Here is an 18,852-nt window from a genome sequence, read left to right on the forward strand (position 1 = left end):
CCGCAGGTCAGGTGCCGTAGACGTCCTGATACCTGATCCGCGCGTGGCGCTCGCCTTCGTCGTTGACGTCGGGCATCGAGACGCTGCCTTCGCGGCAGGAAACGTGTCCCGACAAAGCGTCGTCAATAAAGAGTGATTCGCGAAATCGCTCTCAGCCAAATATTAGACGATCGGTCTAATTTAATGGGTCCCCGTAAAATGCAGTGATATCGGCTTTGGCGGAGTTCGGTCGCTGCCGAGCGCTGACGGATTGATCGAGACATCTTCAATAGACAACGTCCGCCGACTCCTTCGCGGTTGGCTGGTTTCCAACATGAGAGGTCACACATGGTCCGCAAGATCGCGCTTGGAATGACGATCGCTCTCGCAATGGCTCTGACCGCTCCGGTGGCCATGGCCCAACAAAAGCACCATGTCAGCTATGATACCCCGGCAACTCAGACGACATACACCCAACAACATATCATCGATGTTGGCGATATTCCGGGACATCAAGCTCGGCTCTTCGAAATTCGGCGGACCTATGGGGACGATGCCCCCATGATCAACGGGTCGAAGTTGAAGGAGCAGTGGACGCGCGGCATGTCGGACTACATCGATAACAATGGTCCGGCCCTCATCTACAACGTCTGGATACTGGAGAATGGCGACAAGTTTTTTGTCAGGACATCTCTGGTCGCCCAAAGCAGTGGAGACGGGAAGCTTACAAACATGACATCGGGCGTCATTACTGGAGGCACAGGTAGCCTCGCCAGGATTCGTGGCATCATTAGCAGCCATGGGCCGTCCGAGCCGAAGGCCGGCGTCAATGCCAATCAGACCGACATCGACTATTGGATGGAGTGAGAAGGTCTTCGCGACAGGCGATGGACCGGTGAGAAATTGCCGGTCCATTATGTCCGTTTCCACGATGTCTCCCCCTGTGACGATATCTGGACAACGGCGACACCAAAAACGTCATGGCGATCAAGCCGGGAGGATTCCAAATGTTGCACCTGAACAGGCCCATCGTGTCGTCTCTGCTCTGTCTGCTCAGCCTCGTCGCTGTGACGCGATCTGCGTCCGCGGAAGTCACCAAAATCGAATTCACCTCGAAGCAGCCGTACGGTACGTTTCGCACCGGCGACTATGTGATCTGGCAGGGCATGATCCATGGCGACCTGGCGCCGCAAGAGGCCATTCCGGGCATCGACAAGGCGGCGCGCAATGAACGCGGGCGCGTCGACTACGCGGCAAAGATCATTCTCATGATGCCGGCGGCTCTGCGCGCCGGCAACGGCGCATTGCTGGTGGATGTGCCCAACCGCGGTCGCGTCTACGCCGAGGCGCTCTACAACTCGCCGCGCGACGCGCCGTTTCTCTCCGGCACGCTGGAGCAGGGCACCGGCTTTCTCCAGGACCACGGTTTTGCGATCGCCGAGGTGCATTGGGAGTTCGGACAGGGCGCGGAGCTACCTTCGTTCGCCGACAGCGACGGCAAGACGCGTTACGTCGAGGGGGTAGGCTTTGCGATCGTGCGCGATGCCGCGGATTTCCTCGCGCACGCAGCCACTGACGCCGGAGGAACGCCGAACCCGCTCAAGGGCGCTATCAGCCGCGTGCTCGCGAGCGGCAAATCCCAGGACGGACGCTTCCTGAAGACTTTTCTCTTGAACGGCTTCAACATGGTGGGCAACCGGCGCGTATTCGACGGCATGCATGTGTTCGTCTCGGCTGCTGGTCTTCTTCCGATCCTGCAGACCGGCCTTGGGCCGAAATCGAGCGGCGAAGAGGCTCCCACCTTCGCCAATCCGGACTTTCCCGGCGTGAATGACGGGCCGCTCACGATCGGCGAGATCACCGCCAAGGTCGCGGCGCGCGGCGAGGTGCCGCCGAAAATGATGCTGGTCAACTCGACCACGGATTACTACTCGCTGCGCGCTTCGCTCGGCCGCACCGGCGCGTCCGGTACCGCGGACCAGCCGCTCCCCGCCAATGTACGGATGTACGATGTCGCCGGCGGCTCGCATGTGGTGGTTCTAAAGGCGCCCACGTGCATGCAATCGCCCGGCCGTCTCGATTGGGCTCCCTTGTCGCGGGCCTTGTTGCTGCATCTCGATGACTGGGTGAGCCGCAACGCCGAGCCGCCCGCCAGCGAACTGATGCCGCTCGATACCGCGAGCGGCGACCCGCCCGCGCTGCGCGCACCGACCGCGCTTTCCGCTGCCGTGATCCAGGTGCCGAAGCGCGATCAGGACGGCAACGCGCTCGGCGGCGTCCGGCTGCCTGACATCGCGGTGCCGACCGGTACCAATGGCGGACAGAACCAGCCGCAGACGTTCACCTGCATGCTGGTTGGATTCTTCTCGCCCTTCGCTGCGACGAAGGCGGAACGGGAACGCACGCCCGACACCCGTCCGTCGATCGAGGAGCGCTATCGCACCCGCGACGATTACGTGAACCGGATCCGCATCGCCGCGCAGGACCTCGTGACGCGCGGCCTCATGCTGCCGGAAGATGCCGCGGTGATCGTTCAGGAAGCCGCGTCGAGCAAACTGTTCGCACCCGCCCCTGCGAATGACGCGCCACGCTGAGGGACGCCCGGGTCACGAGCGATCGCCACTTGTAGAACGTCGCATCACTGATGCCGTGCTTCCGACACGGATCACCTAGAGCATTTTCGGTTCTGATTGAATCAGAACCGAAGCTCTAGATTCTTGCTTTGACGCGTTTTCTTCACGCGAACCGGTGCCCACTTCGCTCGAAAACGCTCTAGCGACGACCGGCAGCATGCTCCTTCAGCACCTTGATGATCTGCTCTTCCGAGAACCTGCTCTTACGCATGGTCGTCTCTTCACTGGAGAACAGAGCCGTAACTTAAAACCGGGGCGTTTCAGGGGAGCAGGTCAATCCAAGCAGGCGCCGTCACTTGCTGTTTCCTTCTCCTAGACGATCGGTCTATTATAATCTGCATGAGCAAGACGCTGCCTCTCCGCCGTCGCGGGCGACCACCGAAAGAACTTGCCGGCACTAGCGCGACCCGTGACGCGCTGGTCCGTGCAGGTGTCGTCATGTTGACGGAGAAGGGCTATTCCGCGACGGGAATCGAGGAAGTCCTGCGTAGCGTCGACGTGCCAAAGGGTTCGTTCTACCACTACTTTCCGAGCAAGGAAGCATTTGGAGCGGAACTGATCGACAGCTACGCTGCCTATTTTTCGCGGAAGCTCGACAGCTTCTTCCTGAACGAGCAACACCCCCCGCTGGAGAGGCTTAGGGGTTTTACCGACGATGCTGCGTTTGCCATGAAGCGCTTCCGTTATACGCGCGGCTGTTTGGTCGGCAATCTTGGCCAGGAGATGGGCGCACTTCCACAATCTTTTCGTCAGCAACTATTCGCTGTGTTCATCGACTGGCAGCAGCGCACAGCCAAGTGCTTGAGATCTGCTCAAACCATGGGTGCGATCTCTTCCAGCCACGATTGCGATTGGCTTGCCGAATTCTTCTGGATCGGCTGGGAGGGCGCGGTCCTGCGCGCCAAACTCGAGCGCCGTTCCGAGCCGCTTCACTCCTTCTCGAAAGGTTTTTTCAAGCTCCTCAGTAAATGAGCCTTTTTGTCATTGGGTCGTTCAATATCAAACTATCGTTTCGCTGCGGAATTGGTTCGGGGATTTGGTGCAACATTTGGCGTCAAACAGCTGCATTGATCGGCATCTGCTCTACACAAAGCGTGAATTAGCTTTGCACCGCAAACCAGCTAAAGGCCTTTGAAATCTAAGGAATTTTGGCCTCTGTAATCTGGCGATCCCGGCAGGATTGACAGAATGTAGATGAAACAATGGGTTAGCGCCAAGGTTAGGCAACTGGGGCGCCATTGAGTCCCATAGCGATTTTTGGCGACTGCCTAACCTTCCGGCGGCCAGTGGCACCCGTTCCACGGTCAGCTGTGGCTTCGCTTACTTCGATTGACCGCAACGATCAGACTGGGTTGCTCCAGTACCTCAACCAGTCGATCAAGGATTAGGCGCTCATTGGAGCGCGGGCGAGGTTCGAGATATTCCTCAAGGATCTCTTGGGCCGCACTGACGGCTCGCAGGGCGATGTCTTCGTCCGACATTCCTCAGCCTCCAAGATTAACTTCGGTTAATCATTCTGCACTTGGAAGGTTCCCATTTGATTAATCGGGATCGACTGCGGGAAGCGGGCCGCCCAGGGCCCGAGAAACCGGCCTCCCATGGGCTGCCCGGTCGGAGGTCGGTTTCCCGGTCGATGGCCCCGGATTGTGTGCTCTGGGGCGCTGTCTGAGGCCGCCGCGTGGTGCCTATTTAGTATTTGGCTCGAGAAACCCCACTGTTGAGTATTGGTCCAACCCAGATGGGCGAGAGGAACGCGGGATGGTTATGCGGGACGGCTCTTACGTCGATGATCTCTACTATGCCGGCGGGGATTCAGTGACCGTGAAGGTTCTGATTGGTCGTGACGACGCCGAATGGCGGACAGCGCATCTATCCGAGATGCCGCGCGAGTGGCTGACGGAAGTGAAGGCAGCAGTTGATGGGGCGCTTTCTCGCGTCGCCTAAACAGGGATGAATAGTGAAGATACTTAATCTGCGCCCATGTTCGGGCGGGAGGCGCTTTGCCTCCATCGACGTGGAGATTGCGCCCGGAGTTCGGGCGATGGACGTTTCAGTTATTCGCAAGACTGACGGCTCACTGCGTGTTTTCGGTCACTCGCTGACCTTCGACCGCAGCGTTGCCGACAGCTTGGCGCGCGCCGCAGTGGCGGTCGGAGAGTGTCAGCATGAGCGACGCTAACCAGCGCACCGCCAAGCCCGGCGACTTGCTGTCCCAGTGGTGGACGTTGGGTGCGATAGCCACTGACCGGCGCACCAGCGGTCGCCACATGAAGGCGGGCTGGGTTATCATCAATTCATATTGGAAAAAGCACGGCAATGGCCGCGCTAGCCTCCGATACATTGAGAACGCCACGGGCATGAAGCGGACGACCGTCGTGAAGGCGTGCCGCGAGCTCGATGAGTGGGGCCACGTCACACGCGTGCTTGGCGCGGGATCCCGGCCTTCGGAATACATGCCGAATTGGGTGACATCGGTTAGTGGTGCCAAAATGGGGACCACTAACGATAGTGGTCCCCAAACGGGGACCGGGGCGGTCCCTGAACAGGCACCACTAGCAACATCTAGTGGTGCCCAAACGGGGACCGAATCCTACCTACCTGAACCGGCTTACGACCGGCTTCAGGTAGGTAATGTATCCGCCAGCGGGCCGGGCGCTGAGGCGCCGGCCGAGGCGGGAATTGGTTTCGAGCGCATCTGGCGTGCCTATGGGCGGTACGGCAACAAGCAGGCCAGCAAGCGCGCCTTTGAGGCCATAGCCACCCCTGACGCCGATCATATCGCAGGCCGCGCCAGTGCATGGGCCGCAAGCGCAAAACCTGGCCAGCGCCGGATGCCGCTGGAGAAGTGGTTGGCTGCCGAGAAGTATGACGAGGCGGACCGCAGCGTGAGGCCGAGGGCCAAACCACTAAGGCCCGATGAGTATCCGGACGAGTATCAAGATGAGGGGGATGATGTGCCGAAACGCACCTCTGCAACGGCCTCAACCGAGATCGCCGAATACGCCCGCAAAATCCAAAGATCAGCTATCGAGATCGATGTGCCGCGAGGCGTTCCGCTGACTGTCATGGCTAGCGCGGTGGAAAGTCGGGATGGCGACAAGTGGCTTGAAATGCAAACCGACCACGGGCGCGTCGCCGTTCTGCTGGAGGGCTATAACGAAGCCCTCCAAAGGGCAGGTCAGGCGCATTTTAACCTGCTCACCGCTGCTTGCGGACTGGGCGAGGTCAATGACTCAGGCGATCTGCACGGCAAGCCCTTCATGGTGGTTGGCGACACGTTTGCCGCTGTAAGCACCGAGCCGGCCTAGCCGGGTGTCAGCAATCTCTGCCGCCACCGCCCCGCATACCGCCGTCCCCACTTGCACGCGTTACGCCGCAGGTTTTCAGATTATTTTTCCAGGCCGCGCAGACGGTCAGACATCACGTCACGAGGTTCCCATGGTCCCCGCTAACGACAACCAGCCGCTCGGCACCGACTCCGTAATCGAACTGCGCCCGAGCCCTGACGAACTGAACCGGATCTTACATCAACGCTTCCCCGGCTACGGCCCGGCTTATGGCCGGCAATTGGACGAGGCTGCGCGGGCGACGTTCAACGCAGACATGTCTAAGTGGCTTGGCCTGGACAACAGGTGGCATCCCTGCGGTGAGCAATATCGCCAGGCAAAGGGATCTCGCCGTAAGCCAGCACCCAAGCAAACCAGGCCTGTTGTTTTGGCCGATGAGCAGGATGTGGGCGCGCGCTATCGGCGCTACTCGCCTGGCGTGGCCGAGGGGGCGGAATTCCTGGTTGGTCGCACCGTTCCGGCTGTCGGTGGCAGGCTTCTGCAGATCGGCGAGGTCGAGGACGCCACGATAGCATCGATTGACGTCGCGGCCGATACGTGGGCCGAGGTGCCATACAAGCCCAAGCGCGGGCGCCCGCCACGTCCCGCGAACGACAACGCGCTGCCCATGCAGAAGGTAGCGTGACGCGAAAACAAAATAAATCGGTGGGACCGTAATCAATTGTAGGGATGTTGATCACTACGTGACGACTTGGCGCCGGTTTCGGCCGGTGTCCATCTTTTTGCCCATAATCTCGAAATTTCAGGAATACAAAAATGCGCAAATCCGAGTGCGTGAACTTGCTTGCGCGTCACTTGGGCGTGCGATCCACCCGGCTCACGAGCCTGACGCAGCGCCTTGCTGAGGCCGGGCTGCTGCCCACCGCGAGCGGACCGCCGTATCCAGACCTTGAGCCAGCTGAAATCGTCCGAATGTTGCTCGTCGGCATCTGTGACGAGGGACTGGGCGCTGCACCGAAGACGGTTGAGCGCTACTGCGGACTGCGTTGCGGCGCAATCGATTTAGAAGCCACGCTCGCTCACGCGCTCAGCCGGCCTGAGACCGTGTTGGCTGCGCATGCCAGTTTAAGGATCAGTACGGGCGACCACCCGCAAGCGATTCTTATCACCGCCTCGCCGGATGGTTTGCGGGAACAGGTTTTTGGCGAGCCGTCGTTCGGCAGCGTCGAGCGTGTCGTGACCGTGTCGGGCAATGCGCTCGCTGCCATCGCTGACGAGATCAACCAACCGGACGCTGTTGCGGCTTAATCAGGAGATCAAATTGCCAACCGGCAGAATTTCACGAGTTTCTTATCATAATTCGAGCGTGCTTATTCAACCCGACGCGTCGGGTGACGACGTTTTTGCAACATTCGATGTGCTCGAGCACGCCGGGATTGATTTCCCGACGATCGGGATCCCTCTCATTTACGAACTCGACAATTCCCCCGGAAAGCCTTTCGCCGCAAGCGTAAGACACTTTGTCGATTAACGCGCCGCTATGGGCGCATTCTTGGAGTTATACTTGGCTAAAAAATCCGAACCAACTTTGTACGACAAAATTGCAGCGGTGCATCCCCGTTACCGCGATCTGCTCCTCCGCCAGCGCGAATTGCTTGATCGTGCTGAGGAGATCAAGCGCGAGATCGGCGGCAACAGGTCTCAATGGCGCACCACCGTTAACGCCGCCGGCAACGTCACCGGAGTCCGTTTCGAGGAAAGCCTCGGCGCAGAAGCCGTGCGGAACCACACGCCGGATGACGACACGCCACGGCGTCCGCAGCAGAAGCCCGAACCAGACGAGCGTCGCGAGGCCGCGAAGGCGCTGCTCGGCAATTTGCTGCCCGAGCAGCAACCAGAAGAACTATCGCCCAAGCCGCTTCCGAAGAGGTGGCCCGGCCAGGATCGATATAGCGCGCTCGCGAAGGAGAGCGAGTCGATTAATGTCGCGCTCGGATACATCAGTCCACTCGTCGAAGAAGCCAGGCGAGAATACTCGAAGAAGATCGCAGAGCAGCGCATCGGCGATTACAGTGAACTTGTCAAACAGGCAGTCGATGCCGCGTGCGCTTTGGAGTCTGCAATCATCCAAATCCGCACATTCTTGAACACCGCGAGGTTGGATGGAGCCGAATTGCGCCACTTCAGGCCAGTGTATCTGGAAACCTTCGGAGATCTCGGAGAAGGATCATTGCTGCACGAATTGATCGCTGACGCCGTGAGAAAGAAACACGTTGGTGCAGGCAAACTGCTGGCCTGGACGAACCCTGGCCCTATAGAGCTACTTAATTAAGGAAATTGATGTGACGAAATCTATGACACCAACTGAGCGCGCTCAGATGTCTGCGATGCTGATGAAGCTTGAGGCTGACGCCATGGCCGATGCCGCTAAGCACCGGACGCGCGAAGTGCGCGGTGCGCAGCTAGACCGAGCCGAGGCCGAGATCGAGGCCAGTAAGCCACGTGACCGACGCTGCGTCTATGCCACCATGAGGCCTGCAAAGCAGAAGCCCGAAAAGTCCGCTCATCCTGCTGCGCTTGCGTTGGCTCGCGCGCGACGCCGATAACATAGTAATTGAACAATCAGGACTTCTTTCTAATGCGAGATATTTCACAGAACATTGGATTCGCCCAAACGATCGCGCCAGCAGTGCAGACCGCGACCGTAAACGGCGCCGCGATCGATACCAACGGCTTCGAATCCGCTGCGATGGTGATCAGCACCGGAGCTATCGCGGGCGCTGGCAACTTCACTGCGAAAATTCAGGATAGCCAGGATGGCACCAACTTTGCTGACGTTGCCGCGCAGTTCCTGGTGGGATCGCTGCCCGCTGCACTCGCTGCGTCCAGCACCTACAAACAGGGTTACCTTGGCGCCGCGCGATACATACGCGCAGTGCTGACGCTGAACAGCGGAACGTCGATTGCGGCAGGAGCAGTCGCGGTGCTTGGCAGTCCGAAGGTCGCGCCAGTCGCTTAGCGGCGCACGATGGGTGCACGCGAGCGGGAACAACAGCGCGCACCCATCAGCAAACCCTGACCCCCGTACCCGGTCAAAACCTCAAACCTTGCTGCCTAAAAGACCGGCGCCCACCCAAAATGCGCATTTCCGCAATTCAGACCCCCAGGGTGAAAATTGCCAAGACAGCGAATACCAACGGCAAAAGCACGGCTTGAGGGCCGTCACATCAAGGATCCACAGCGTTACAAGCGCAATGAACCGACCGCCGACGCGATCGGGGATCCACCTAAATGGCTCAACGATGCACAGCGAGCGGCATGGCGCGAATTCGCTGGCGAATTGCCGTGGCTGAACCGTTCGCACCGCGCGCTTGTGGAAATCGCCTGCGCCGTGCGAGCCCGCCTGCAATCAGGCGAGGAAGTTGGTACCAAGGCTCTCAGCCTGTTGCGTCTGTGCTTGGCTTCAATGGGCGCCTCACCGGTAGATGCCAGCAAGGTGAGTTGGGCGCCGGACGAAGATCAAGATGACCTACTCGATTAGCCCCGCGTCTCGAGCGACACGTCAAGGGTAAACGCTTTCGCAACAACTGCGCTCTTGGTGCGCTTTAGCTTCTTCGCGATTTTTGCCGCACCCAACTTCTGCTTTGCCATGGCCTTTAGGTCGCGAACGTTTTCTGTCGTCCACTTGCGGCGGATTGTTTTTCCATTCTTGGCCAAATTTGCGCTCCTTCAAGTGAGAGGCGCGCCGTTTAGCACAAAGCGCGGTGCGTGCAAGCAGCCATCACGCATTTCTCTTTTACTTGAAAGCAAACATTGATTGATCCGAGCAATCTACCGCCCGAACTAGCTCAGCCGCCAGCCGACGCGCAGGGTTGGATCGCGTTCCAACCCTCCACCGCCAAGGTGTGGCGCAAACTGGACGGCAAGTGGTTGCCGATAGCCGAAGCGCAAGAACTAATTAGAAACAGGACTGCCTCATTGACCGCACTTAATTCATACTCAACCGGCACCGTCACGATTGCTGCAAACGGAACCACCGTAACTGGGGCGGGGACCATTTGGTCTGGCGTCAATGTTCGTCCGGGCGATATTCTACAGGTTGGGGACTTTCAGACCGTCATTACCGACGTCACTGACGAGTCGCACCTTGTCATTCCGCCATGGGGCGGTGGTGCGCAGGCTGGTGCTGCCTATACTATCTGGCAGTGGTTCCCTCAGCGCGTTGCCGGCGCGCAGGTTATGCAATCCGTCAACACGATTGTCGCGGCGCTCAACACGACCGGTTTCTTTTGGTTCGTCGATGTGTCGCTCACCGAGCCGGATCCTTCGTTAGGAGAAGATGGGCAATACGCATATCAGCCGACGACCGGCAAACAGTGGGTCAAGGCTGGTGGAGTTTGGACATACCTTGGCATCTATAAGGGCCTGAGTTTTCGTGGCGCATATGACAACTCTGCCACGTACTCAGTTGGTGACGTTCAGACGACATCCGGCACGTCCTACGTCTGGATCAACGCTACGCCAGGCTCTGGTCATCCTGCGCCAGATACGACTTATTGGCAGGTGCTTGCTGCGCAGGGCATTCAGGGGCCAACCGGCGCAACCGGGTCAGGCTACGGCGGCACATCCACCACATCGCTCGCAATCGGTACTGGCCCCAAGCCGTTCCCGACGCAGGCCGGCCTTGCTTATCAGAATGGCGCTCGGGTGCGTGCAAGCTCAGCCGCCAACACATCCAATTGGATGGAGGGGCTTGCGACTTACGCAGGCACGACGCTGACCATTACGGTCGATAAGACGAACGGTAGCGGCACGTTCGCCGACTGGAATTTCAATGTCGTTGGCCAGCCCGGTGCTGGGGATCTCAGCTCAGCAAATAACCTCGCCGACCTCGCGAACAAGGACACGGCTCTCAGTAACCTGGGCGGTACCACCACCGGCAAGGCAGTGTTCAAGTCTGCTAGCGCCGATGCCGCCCTCGATACGTTGGGTGTCGTCGATCGAGTCATTGACCAGGGCAACATCCCTCAGATGGCAAACTTCGACATCACTTTGCCGTCCGGTTATGACGAAATCGAAATTGGGCTGTTCGGCTTTGGTTGTTCCGTTTCGGGTGCGGGTCTGAATCTGCAAGTCTCGACGGATGGAACAACTTTTCTTTCGTCCAGCTATAGCTATGCCGGCCACTACATAACGACTGCTGACACCACTTATCATGGCTATTCCGCCGCCGGCACAGGCAGCAATATTCCCCTAAGCAATCTTTTTCCTGCTGGTCGATTAGCACAACTCAAGATCAGGCTTGCGCGTCCGGATGGCACGTCAGGCAACAAGTTGATCCGAGCCAATATGGATCAAGTGGGAACGGACCTTCAACCCGTGCAGTTGAATGTCATGGGGGGGTATCTCGGCGGAACGGCTGCGCTGCAGAAGTTGCGCTTGATCTGGAACGGCGGGACGAGTCCAGCCTTCGCGGCCGGCGGAACGTACATTGTGCGAGGCGTAAAAAAAAAGCCGTAGACTCGTCGCCATTCTATTTTTTGAATGGAAATGGGACGAGCGGAAACTACAACATCTGGCGCTTCGACAGGTTCGGCTTCGCCAATCCATCGAACGCCGTTATTGGACCGCTGGCGGGCAATGCGGGAAGCGGCATCACGCTTGTCGCCCAGCCTTCACCGGTCAAACTCAGCGATCGTACCCGTGTTTTCGCGATGCGATTCAACGGCACGATTTGGACGGATATCGCCTATTGGGATAGCTTCGATGGCGGTGTGACGTTCAGTTCGCCGACGTCGGTCATTACGGCCACATCGCTAAGCGCCACCAATGGCATCATCGGGCCAGCCTTGTATGTCGTTCCGGGTGACCCGACGCCATTTAAGATGCTTCTCGGGATCCGTAACGCAAACAGCGTTCCCTCAGCACTGAGGCTGGCAACCAGCGCTGATTGCTCCACCTGGACTGTGCAGGTTGGGAACGTGTTCACGCAAGGCGCGGATACCTGGCAGACCGGCGGCATCGTTCCTAGTAGCGTTTTCCAGCGGCCCAACGGGAAATGGGCTGTCACCATGAATTCCTATAACGCCTCTCTCGCTCAAGCATACGGAGCATATGCTGAAGCGACGTCCCCCAATGGACCGTTCGGCGCCGCTACGCTCATTGCCTCGCCGTACACGGCTCAGGTCGGTACGCTGACCGGCACCGCAGGACAGAACACCGGCACGTCAAGCATCACGGTTCGCCTGAATGAGCCTTACATGGTTTTCAAGTCTGGAGACCAAGCCGCCAGCCTCGTCACGCCGATTGCTCAAGCGGGGACGTCCATTACGTTCGATCTCCCGTTGCCTGTTACGGTTTCTGGCGCCGAGTTTGCGCACGTCGCCGCGAACACAATCGATCCGTCTATCGTCGTGGAGAATGGCGACGGCACGTGCACCGGAATTTTCACCGTCTACAAAGCGTTTAGCGACGTGCTAGGCGAATACACGGTGCAAATGTCGGCGCCGTCACTGAGCGGGCCGTGGACAATCTCGTCCGGGAAGGTGTTTTTCCAGCCCACCGGGATAGGCAATCAACACATCAATTCGACGGAGAATCCTAGCCCGATCATTGATGCCAGCAGCATCGTATAACGGGTCGGCTAATCTGGCACTCGCCTCCACGTCTCATTTAAGGGAAGTAAATTGTCCAACGATCTCGTAGTTCAGCTCGGCGCGAAGCTGGATCAATTCCAAAGCGATATGGATCAGGCCGGTGATATCGCGGATGCCGCGATTGCGCGGATTGAGCAGTCGTTTGCCAACCTCAACCCGACAGCTGGAGGCTTCGCGTCGCTGGGCGTTGCTGCAGCTGGCGTTACTGGCGTTGTTGGTGGTTTGTTGGCCGCGCTTACCAACGTCAACAGCCAGCTTGCTGAGTTGCAGAAGAACGCTGAGTTTACCGGCCTGACTGCCGAGCGATTTCAGCAGATCCAGTTTGCTGCGGGGCAGGGTGGAGTTTCTACCTCCGATGCCGCTAACGATCTGCAGAAGGTTGCGAGCCTTCTGGCGGACGCCAAGGAAAACGAGAATTCGCTGACGCGGCTGCTTGATGCGAACAACATCAAGTACAAGGACCGCAACGGCCAGATTATCAGCATGAACCAGCTTCTTACGATAGCTGGCGACTTGCTGAACCGGTTCGATTCCATTCCTGAGAAGACGAAGGCCGCGCAGATGCTCGGCCTATCCGAGAGCTGGGTAGAGGCGCTTCGCAACGGCAGCAAGTCGTTTGAAGATCTCGCGCAAAGCGCGGACGCGGCTGGTGCGGTGATCGATGGCTCGACTGTCGCGAAGGCGGCGGCATTTGACCGCGCCTGGAAACAGTCATCCGCGCAACTCGCAGCTCAATTCAAGTCCACTGCAGCAGACATTGCCGGCTGGCTTGATGACTTGATTGACAAGGCTGGTGACCTAGCAAAGAAGGCGCTCGAGGCTCAGAACATCCAACCCGGTAGTGGGCAGGAAAAATTCAATGCCATAGCTGACGCACTTGCGATTTTTGGTAAGGATGCGGTTGGCGCTGCGCAGGACGTCGATCAGGTAACTCGCGCGATTGAACGCTTAAATGCTTCGGGCAAGCCCGAGAATATGCAGATTGCAGAAGGCATTGAACTCATTCGAGCCAAAGCGCAGCTCGCCGCGCAAATGCTACGGGGGGCAGCCGAGCAGCAATCCAAGGCTGACTTCCCCAGCGGCATCCCATTGCCAGCCTCGCGCCCGTCCGCAGCCAACAACTCCGACCCTAACGCCGCGAAGTTGCCGAAGCGCAAGGATGGCGAGGAGGCCGCAGACGCGTACGACCGCGCCACGGAATCTCTAAACAAGTACATCGTCACCACCAATGCCGCAGCGGAATCGCAGAGTAAAGGTGCAGCCGCGACAGAGGAGGCCAAGGCCGAGGCGCAGCTGTTGAATGCTGCTCAACTGGCCGGCATCCCGATTACGCAAAAGGTCAGGGATCAAATCCAAGACCTTGCGCAGGACGCTGGTGAGGCTGCTGACGCGCTTGCCAAGGCCAAGGTTGCATCGGATATTCAATTCGGGGCCAGGACTGCATTTCTCTCGCCGCAGGATTTGGCGATTGCCCAGCAGTTAAAGGGCATTTACGGCAACGATATTCCAGAGGCGTTGCGCAGTGCAGAGGCGGCCGGCCTTCGTTACAACGCCACCATCAAGGATCTGGCCAATCTCGGCCAGCAGGTGAACAGTAGTTTCCTTGTCGATTTTGAAACTCAGATTAGGAATGGCGCGTTTGCGATGGACGCGCTCAAGACGGCTGGACTGAACGCTCTCGGCAAGATCGCTGACAAACTAGCTCAGATGGCGGCCGATAACCTCTGGTCGTCTGCGTTTGGTGGCTCGTCTGGCGGTGGCTTCAATCTGTTTAGCCTGTTCGGCGGTGGCAGCAAGGCTAGCAATGCGACGGACGGGATAGGCGGGTTCGGCCCAACAGTGCCGGCATTCGCTACCGGTACGGACTTTGCGCCCGGCGGCATGTCGCTGGTTGGCGAGAACGGTCCAGAGTTGCTGAACCTGCCTCGCGGCGCGCAAGTCATTCCAAATGATGTGCTGCGCAACGGCGGGGCGGGCGGAGGCAGCGTCACGGTGCGGACTGGTGACGTGGTGATTCAGGGCGACGCCTCTGAAAAGACCGTGGCGCTGATCAATCAGGCACTCGCGCGGCAGAATGCCGAGTTGCCATTGCGGGTTGTTGCAGCGGTGAAGGATGCCAAGGCGAGGCGGGTGTTGGCTTAGCCCAGCCAGAGCCGCCCGGCAGGGCGGTTGCGGCGGTAAAGTGCGGTTGGCGGTGGGCTGGTTCTTTTCTGGCTGTCTCAATTTGCCGCAGCACGTGAATGTTTTTCTGTTAGGCCTGTTTTGATCGTGATTAAGTATCTATATTGGGGCTATCACCGCCCGGCCTGTGGCATCTATCGGTGACCGAGAGAACTTGCGCTCCCGCCCAACCGGACAGGAGCACCGCCATGGAAACGCGACGTCGTTTCAAGCAAACATTGACATTCGAATATCGTCTGACGCAAGAAGCGATCAGTTTGCGTCAACAAGCCGAAGGCATGCCTCACAGCGTTCGTCGCGACGAGCTTCTGCGAAAAGCACGTCAGATGGATGCCGCCTCTGAACTTAATAGATGGCTTTCCTCACCTGGCTTGCGAGCACCGATATGACAAGCTACAGCTCCCACGTGCTCGTTGGCTTCAAGAAGATAGTCAACTTCCGTAAGCGAATGGCGGCAAAGAGCGATGGCGCGATTACAGCCACTCTGAATTACCTTTTGGATAAACAACGAAGCGCTATCGCCATACGCGATGAAAAAGACCGTCGAAAAGCGCAATAGGAAGAGCCGAACGAACGGCCTGGTCCGGCTGCATTATAGCACAGCCCTAGGAACCTTTTGCCTCACGAGTGGTCGGTTCTATCTCTGCCGCATGTCCTAGCCAAACTCGGCGGAACGAAACCCCCTGCATACGACTGGAGAGAGCCATGACGCTCACACAGGATTGGAAAAAATCGACGGCAGCGCAACGCGCCGCTCAAAAAGCCTTCAAAGAAGCCGGGGCCGCCGCTGTAATGTCAGAGTACAGCAGTGCCCAGAATGCCTTCCATGCAAATCGAGAGCGCTTGAAGGCGGAGCGTTTAGCTCGCGAAGGCGCTCAAATCGCGAATACCTCGGACAAAGGAAAATCCTAATCAATGTCGGAACGTCGCGAGCTTTATCGCAGTCCTAACGGTGATGCTTGGTTTCTGGGGAGGGAGCCGACCAGCGGAAACGCTTTCATCATCCATCAGCCGAATGCGCCATCCGGGGGGAGGCTCTCGCACATTGAACTCGGCGAGTTCTTGCGGGCAGGTATGAAGGGTCCGGAGCATCAAGCCCTCTTGCGATTGATTGGGACGCTGGTGGAACTGCCACCATACGCCTAGCTAGGTACGCGCTGGAAGCACCGTCGGGTGACGCCAAGCGAGAGGACCGTTGCGCTGATTAACCAGGCATTGGCGCAGCAGAATGCGGAGTTGCCCAGCCGGGTTGTTGCTGCCGTTAAGGATGACCAAGGCACGCAGGGTTCTGGCTTGAGAGAGGATATTAAATGGATTTGGAGGAGCGAATTGAAGCGCTAGAGCAGCAAGCGGCCTCGCATTCTCAGCGCTTCTGGTAATGCTCGAAAGCAACCTGTTTCACAGGGTTGCCGTCTTGGAAATTGGGTTGCGCAAGAATGCAGATCAGCAGGAAGTCGCAGCCTGCGTTAGAAGTTCCTTCGCCCTAGCAATGAACCTGGTTCTTTCGGCTGCGTTCGTTTCAGTATCTGGAGTGCAATTGTCATCTCTTCGGAAGCTTTTCCGAGAGTGCCTCTAAAAATGAGGCGGCATCTCCAGCTGGCGTCGGACCAACGAATTTCTTGTAGTAGACGACGGCGCCGCCATTCGTCGCGGACTGACTCAGTGTGACCGGCCCGAGCTTGCTCAGAGCGGCCGATGCCAACGCAAAAGATCGTTCAGCGAAGTTCTTCTCGTATTCGCTTCTAAAGGCGTCGGCAAAATTGCGGAAGTTCGTGGTATCTGACCTCGCTTCCCTGAAACTAGCAGTGTATTTGTTCTGCAGTAATCGAAGTGAGTTTGCCGTTGTCAGAAGCTCCCGCTTTAAATCGGGGAGTGTCATGGCGGCGTATTTGGGAGAGGCCGCCGGAAATTCGAAGGTAATGTTCTCCGGTGGTGTAATCTGCCATCCATTTTCGGTCTTGGTGACCTTGGCCCCCGGCATCGAAAGAAGAGAGTTCTGGTCCGCCTTGCCGAATTGAAATGGCAAATCCCCCGGGATCGTGGCTCCGCTAGCGTCAATCGTTGAATTGTTCGTGGCCTCCAATGTGGGACCGCGCTGCGATGTCGAAGTCTCTGCGCTGGCCGATGTTTCTTTTTTGCGCAACCACTCCAGCCCGTAGGAAATCCCGCCCACCACGATTGCGGCTACCGCAGCGTTTACGAGAACCTTCATATAGGTTGGCCCCCAGTCCACAGTCCATTGCATGAAGAGCAGTGGGATGATTACGAACGCTCCTGAGACGATCAGGCATGCCTTCAAGAATCGGTAGCCCGCCTTGGTCGCCACCGTCATGGTTAGCGCGAGCGCCGCTGGGACACCAGCGATGCCAACCGCCCCCAGGAATTCGCCCAATCCAAAGGTCATGACCGGCTCCGGAAGGTTTACCTTGTCACCCGCACGTCGCCGTAGTCACCTTCGCTCGGCCGCTCACCATCAAAATCTGTGTGAGCGAGTAGGGCGCCGATGCCAAACAGCACCATGCCGCCAATCCACACCATGCAGGTTGCTGCCAGATAGGCCGACGTTCCGACACCGACGCTGCCCGTGAGCCCAAACAGCGTGCCGGCGTTGAAGAGCAGCCCGACTACGCCCCAGAGCCAAAACAGAACGGCGAGGACTCCCTTTGAGGCGCCGTGGTTGCTCCTCAGCCGGAACGTCCGCTCCCAAGTCTCTTTACGTCTAAAAAATCCCATTGAACTCCCCCTATGCCGCTTCAACTGTAGATCGCGGGAGCTGGGTGGGGCAACTATGCAGCATCTTTTCTTTGCTGAAGGACCAGCCATTCGCTGTGGCATTAGCCGTTCCTCCCAGTAAATCCAAAATAGAGGGAGCGAACCGAGGCTTTTAGGGTCACCAACTGCCCCTCGATCTCAAGTATCTTCGTTGAGATCTGGCCAAATCGTACTTGCCCATCCGACGTCGTGAGATCGAGCTTTGACCTTTCGGTATCGAGCCCCCGTATTTGCGCTGAGAGTTGATCAATCCGCTGCTTGATCGCCAACTGTTCGGCGCGTTCTTTATTGCGCCCCTCAGCAGTGTAGAACGGTCCAAGTCCTCCGAGTACTGGCTTTGGCTCTTCTGGGAGGGTACGAAATATCCACACGTAGACTATCGGCGCCACGACCAGCCATGCGAGCACCGCTGATGCAGCCTTACCCCAATGATTGGCGAACTCGGTCGGGAAGAACACCGCGAACATGATCACCGCCAAAGTTGGTGGTGCCAGGCGCACCACGACCTTCTGAAGGGTGTCTATGCGGTAGACCGATAGCCAAGCGCGTAAGGCTCTCAAAGCCTTGGGAGAGGACGCCAAAGTTTGCACCCCGTGTGTTTCGGATCAGGTCGGCAAGCTGACACACGGAAAGCGTGCACGCCGCATGGATCGCGCGGCAATCCCTGTTATCCCCACGACCGGTTCAGCTACCCCTTTTCAGCCCGATCTCAACCAGCCGGCGGATAGCCTCTGGCCTCGTTGGGGCGGCGTCTTGCTCTGATATCCATTTGTCGATCGCTGACAAGTCGTCAGGCTGCATGCGCACGCCAATGAGCGTGCCCTTGCCCGTAGGGGCGGGTCCGCGCTTTTTCTGTGTTATCACGGTTTGACGTTTCATAGAATCTGTGTTAACACAGTTTCGGGGCCGGTCAAATGAGCCGGTTCGACAGGGGAATATGAATGTCTGACCTTAATCTTAATGCTAGCGCGAGCGTTGGCCCATCCACGTCTTTTTGCGCACACGCCTATTACGCCCACCTGCGGGCCGAGGGATGCGATCCGACGCTCCGTGGTGGCGCTCTTCATATGCTTGTTGGCTCGGCGGAGGATGCCGACCGATGGGCTGCACTGCATGACCCAAATGGCTCGGTACGGCTCGAGTACGCGCGCGCGGCATGGGCGAAGCGGGCATCGGATGACAGCGTCATTCTGCTTGGCGTCGGCTAGCGGGGTGGCCCGAACGGGTACGGTATAATCGGCATGGGTGGTCTGAGTCGCCTCCAGCGGCCAACTAACCCACCTGTGCGCTGGCCTTAGCCGGCGAGGTAAGCAGAGCAATTTTCTTAGGGGCACGCTCTTGCCC

Annotated in this window: 20 protein-coding genes and 1 pseudogene; 15 read left to right on the plus strand and 6 right to left on the minus strand. The window is 58.3% G+C overall.

Annotation, left to right across the window (positions count from 1 at the left end):
• Positions 1-327 precede the first annotated feature (327 nt).
• Complete coding sequence (locus IF803_RS36980; RefSeq protein WP_461195614.1) at positions 328-846, plus strand: hypothetical protein; 519 nt, start codon at positions 328-330, stop codon at positions 844-846.
• Positions 847-1,250: 404 nt separating this feature from the next.
• Positions 1,251-2,573: an alpha/beta hydrolase domain-containing protein gene (locus tag IF803_RS36985; protein ID WP_461195626.1), complete on the plus strand. Its 1,323-nt coding sequence runs from the start codon at positions 1,251-1,253 to the stop codon at positions 2,571-2,573.
• Here IF803_RS36985 and IF803_RS36990 read toward each other — a convergent pair.
• Positions 2,560-2,823, minus strand: a pseudogene (locus IF803_RS36990) (hypothetical protein); the annotation flags it as partial. The gene IF803_RS36985 and the pseudogene IF803_RS36990 overlap by 14 nt on opposite strands.
• Positions 2,824-2,951: 128 nt before the next feature.
• On the opposite strand from IF803_RS36990, the gene acuR reads away from it, so the two are divergent.
• Positions 2,952-3,584, plus strand: coding sequence for an acrylate utilization transcriptional regulator AcuR (gene acuR, locus IF803_RS36995; protein ID WP_212057715.1), 633 nt, complete (start codon positions 2,952-2,954; stop codon positions 3,582-3,584).
• A 332-nt stretch (positions 3,585-3,916) separates the two neighbouring features.
• Here acuR and IF803_RS37000 read toward each other — a convergent pair whose 3' ends face one another.
• A complete protein-coding gene (locus IF803_RS37000) occupies positions 3,917-4,093 on the minus strand; it encodes a hypothetical protein (protein WP_461195615.1) in 177 nt (58 codons plus the stop codon).
• 277 nt (positions 4,094-4,370) lie between these two features.
• Between IF803_RS37000 and IF803_RS37005 the strand changes: the two genes are divergently transcribed.
• From IF803_RS37005 to IF803_RS37035, 7 genes are all read left to right on the plus strand, one after another.
• On the plus strand, positions 4,371-4,556 hold the full coding sequence (locus IF803_RS37005; protein ID WP_028339730.1) for a hypothetical protein: 186 nt from the start codon (positions 4,371-4,373) through the stop codon (positions 4,554-4,556).
• 221 nt (positions 4,557-4,777) lie between these two features.
• On the plus strand, positions 4,778-5,920 hold the full coding sequence (locus IF803_RS37010; RefSeq protein ID WP_028339731.1) for a hypothetical protein: 1,143 nt from the start codon (positions 4,778-4,780) through the stop codon (positions 5,918-5,920).
• A 130-nt stretch (positions 5,921-6,050) separates the two neighbouring features.
• Positions 6,051-6,584, plus strand: coding sequence for a hypothetical protein (locus IF803_RS37015; RefSeq protein WP_461195616.1), 534 nt, complete (start codon positions 6,051-6,053; stop codon positions 6,582-6,584).
• Positions 6,585-6,715: 131 nt separating this feature from the next.
• Positions 6,716-7,207 (plus strand): hypothetical protein, encoded by a 492-nt coding sequence (locus IF803_RS37020; RefSeq protein ID WP_461195617.1) that lies wholly within the window; start codon positions 6,716-6,718, stop codon positions 7,205-7,207.
• 256 nt (positions 7,208-7,463) lie between these two features.
• Positions 7,464-8,231, plus strand: coding sequence for a hypothetical protein (locus tag IF803_RS37025; RefSeq protein WP_461195618.1), 768 nt, complete (start codon positions 7,464-7,466; stop codon positions 8,229-8,231).
• A gap of 282 nt (positions 8,232-8,513) precedes the next feature.
• A complete protein-coding gene (locus IF803_RS37030) occupies positions 8,514-8,918 on the plus strand; it encodes a hypothetical protein (protein ID WP_461195619.1) in 405 nt (134 codons plus the stop codon).
• A 156-nt stretch (positions 8,919-9,074) separates the two neighbouring features.
• Positions 9,075-9,440: a hypothetical protein gene (locus IF803_RS37035; RefSeq protein WP_461195620.1), complete on the plus strand. Its 366-nt coding sequence runs from the start codon at positions 9,075-9,077 to the stop codon at positions 9,438-9,440.
• On the opposite strand, the gene IF803_RS37040 is transcribed toward IF803_RS37035, so the two are convergent.
• Positions 9,437-9,616 (minus strand): hypothetical protein, encoded by a 180-nt coding sequence (locus IF803_RS37040; RefSeq protein WP_461195621.1) that lies wholly within the window; start codon positions 9,614-9,616, stop codon positions 9,437-9,439. The genes IF803_RS37035 and IF803_RS37040 overlap by 4 nt on opposite strands.
• A 96-nt stretch (positions 9,617-9,712) precedes the next feature.
• Here IF803_RS37040 and IF803_RS37045 point away from each other — a divergent pair, with 96 nt between their 5' ends.
• From IF803_RS37045 to IF803_RS37065, 5 genes are all read left to right on the plus strand, one after another.
• The gene (locus IF803_RS37045; protein ID WP_461195622.1) at positions 9,713-11,419 is read left to right on the plus strand and encodes a hypothetical protein; all 1,707 of its coding nucleotides are present in this window, start codon (positions 9,713-9,715) and stop codon (positions 11,417-11,419) included.
• Positions 11,420-11,439: 20 nt separating this feature from the next.
• Positions 11,440-12,534 (plus strand): hypothetical protein, encoded by a 1,095-nt coding sequence (locus tag IF803_RS37050; RefSeq protein ID WP_461195623.1) that lies wholly within the window; start codon positions 11,440-11,442, stop codon positions 12,532-12,534.
• Between the two features lie 51 nt (positions 12,535-12,585).
• Complete coding sequence (locus IF803_RS37055; protein ID WP_461195624.1) at positions 12,586-14,697, plus strand: hypothetical protein; 2,112 nt, start codon at positions 12,586-12,588, stop codon at positions 14,695-14,697.
• Positions 14,698-15,088: 391 nt separating this feature from the next.
• Positions 15,089-15,295: a hypothetical protein gene (locus IF803_RS37060; protein ID WP_461195625.1), complete on the plus strand. Its 207-nt coding sequence runs from the start codon at positions 15,089-15,091 to the stop codon at positions 15,293-15,295.
• A gap of 146 nt (positions 15,296-15,441) precedes the next feature.
• Positions 15,442-15,648 carry a hypothetical protein gene (locus IF803_RS37065; protein ID WP_080686682.1) on the plus strand — a complete coding sequence of 69 codons (207 nt, stop codon included), beginning with the start codon at positions 15,442-15,444 and terminating at the stop codon, positions 15,646-15,648.
• 628 nt (positions 15,649-16,276) lie between these two features.
• Here IF803_RS37065 and IF803_RS37070 read toward each other — a convergent pair.
• The 3 genes from IF803_RS37070 to IF803_RS37080 form a co-directional block, all read right to left on the minus strand.
• The gene (locus IF803_RS37070; protein ID WP_028339743.1) at positions 16,277-17,140 is read right to left on the minus strand and encodes a hypothetical protein; all 864 of its coding nucleotides are present in this window, start codon (positions 17,138-17,140) and stop codon (positions 16,277-16,279) included.
• Positions 17,141-17,157: 17 nt separating this feature from the next.
• Entirely contained in the window at positions 17,158-17,469 is a 312-nt protein-coding gene (locus IF803_RS37075; protein ID WP_028339744.1) for a hypothetical protein, read from the minus strand.
• Positions 17,470-17,570: 101 nt separating this feature from the next.
• Positions 17,571-17,975 carry a hypothetical protein gene (locus IF803_RS37080; protein WP_155258400.1) on the minus strand — a complete coding sequence of 135 codons (405 nt, stop codon included), beginning with the start codon at positions 17,973-17,975 and terminating at the stop codon, positions 17,571-17,573.
• Between the last annotated feature and the right edge of the window lie 877 nt (positions 17,976-18,852).

The organism is Bradyrhizobium sp. UFLA06-06 (assembly GCF_054820065.1).

Excerpts from the sequence above, each read along its gene's own strand:
- IF803_RS37010 (WP_028339731.1), top strand. The coding sequence starts at position 4,778 with ATGAGCGACGCTAACCAGCGCACCGCCAAGCCCGGCGACTTGCTGTCC.
- IF803_RS37005 (WP_028339730.1), top strand. The coding sequence starts at position 4,371 with ATGGTTATGCGGGACGGCTCTTACGTCGATGATCTCTACTATGCCGGC.
- IF803_RS37080 (WP_155258400.1), bottom strand. The coding sequence starts at position 17,975 with ATGTTCGCGGTGTTCTTCCCGACCGAGTTCGCCAATCATTGGGGTAAG.
- IF803_RS36980 (WP_461195614.1), top strand. The coding sequence starts at position 328 with ATGGTCCGCAAGATCGCGCTTGGAATGACGATCGCTCTCGCAATGGCT.
- IF803_RS37000 (WP_461195615.1), bottom strand. The coding sequence starts at position 4,093 with ATGTCGGACGAAGACATCGCCCTGCGAGCCGTCAGTGCGGCCCAAGAG.
- IF803_RS37075 (WP_028339744.1), bottom strand. The coding sequence starts at position 17,469 with ATGGGATTTTTTAGACGTAAAGAGACTTGGGAGCGGACGTTCCGGCTG.
- IF803_RS37065 (WP_080686682.1), top strand. The coding sequence starts at position 15,442 with ATGACGCTCACACAGGATTGGAAAAAATCGACGGCAGCGCAACGCGCC.
- IF803_RS37070 (WP_028339743.1), bottom strand. The coding sequence starts at position 17,140 with ATGACCTTTGGATTGGGCGAATTCCTGGGGGCGGTTGGCATCGCTGGT.
- acuR (WP_212057715.1), top strand. The coding sequence starts at position 2,952 with ATGAGCAAGACGCTGCCTCTCCGCCGTCGCGGGCGACCACCGAAAGAA.
- IF803_RS36985 (WP_461195626.1), top strand. The coding sequence starts at position 1,251 with ATGCCGGCGGCTCTGCGCGCCGGCAACGGCGCATTGCTGGTGGATGTG.
- IF803_RS37015 (WP_461195616.1), top strand. The coding sequence starts at position 6,051 with ATGGTCCCCGCTAACGACAACCAGCCGCTCGGCACCGACTCCGTAATC.
- IF803_RS37060 (WP_461195625.1), top strand. The coding sequence starts at position 15,089 with ATGGCTTTCCTCACCTGGCTTGCGAGCACCGATATGACAAGCTACAGC.
- IF803_RS37020 (WP_461195617.1), top strand. The coding sequence starts at position 6,716 with ATGCGCAAATCCGAGTGCGTGAACTTGCTTGCGCGTCACTTGGGCGTG.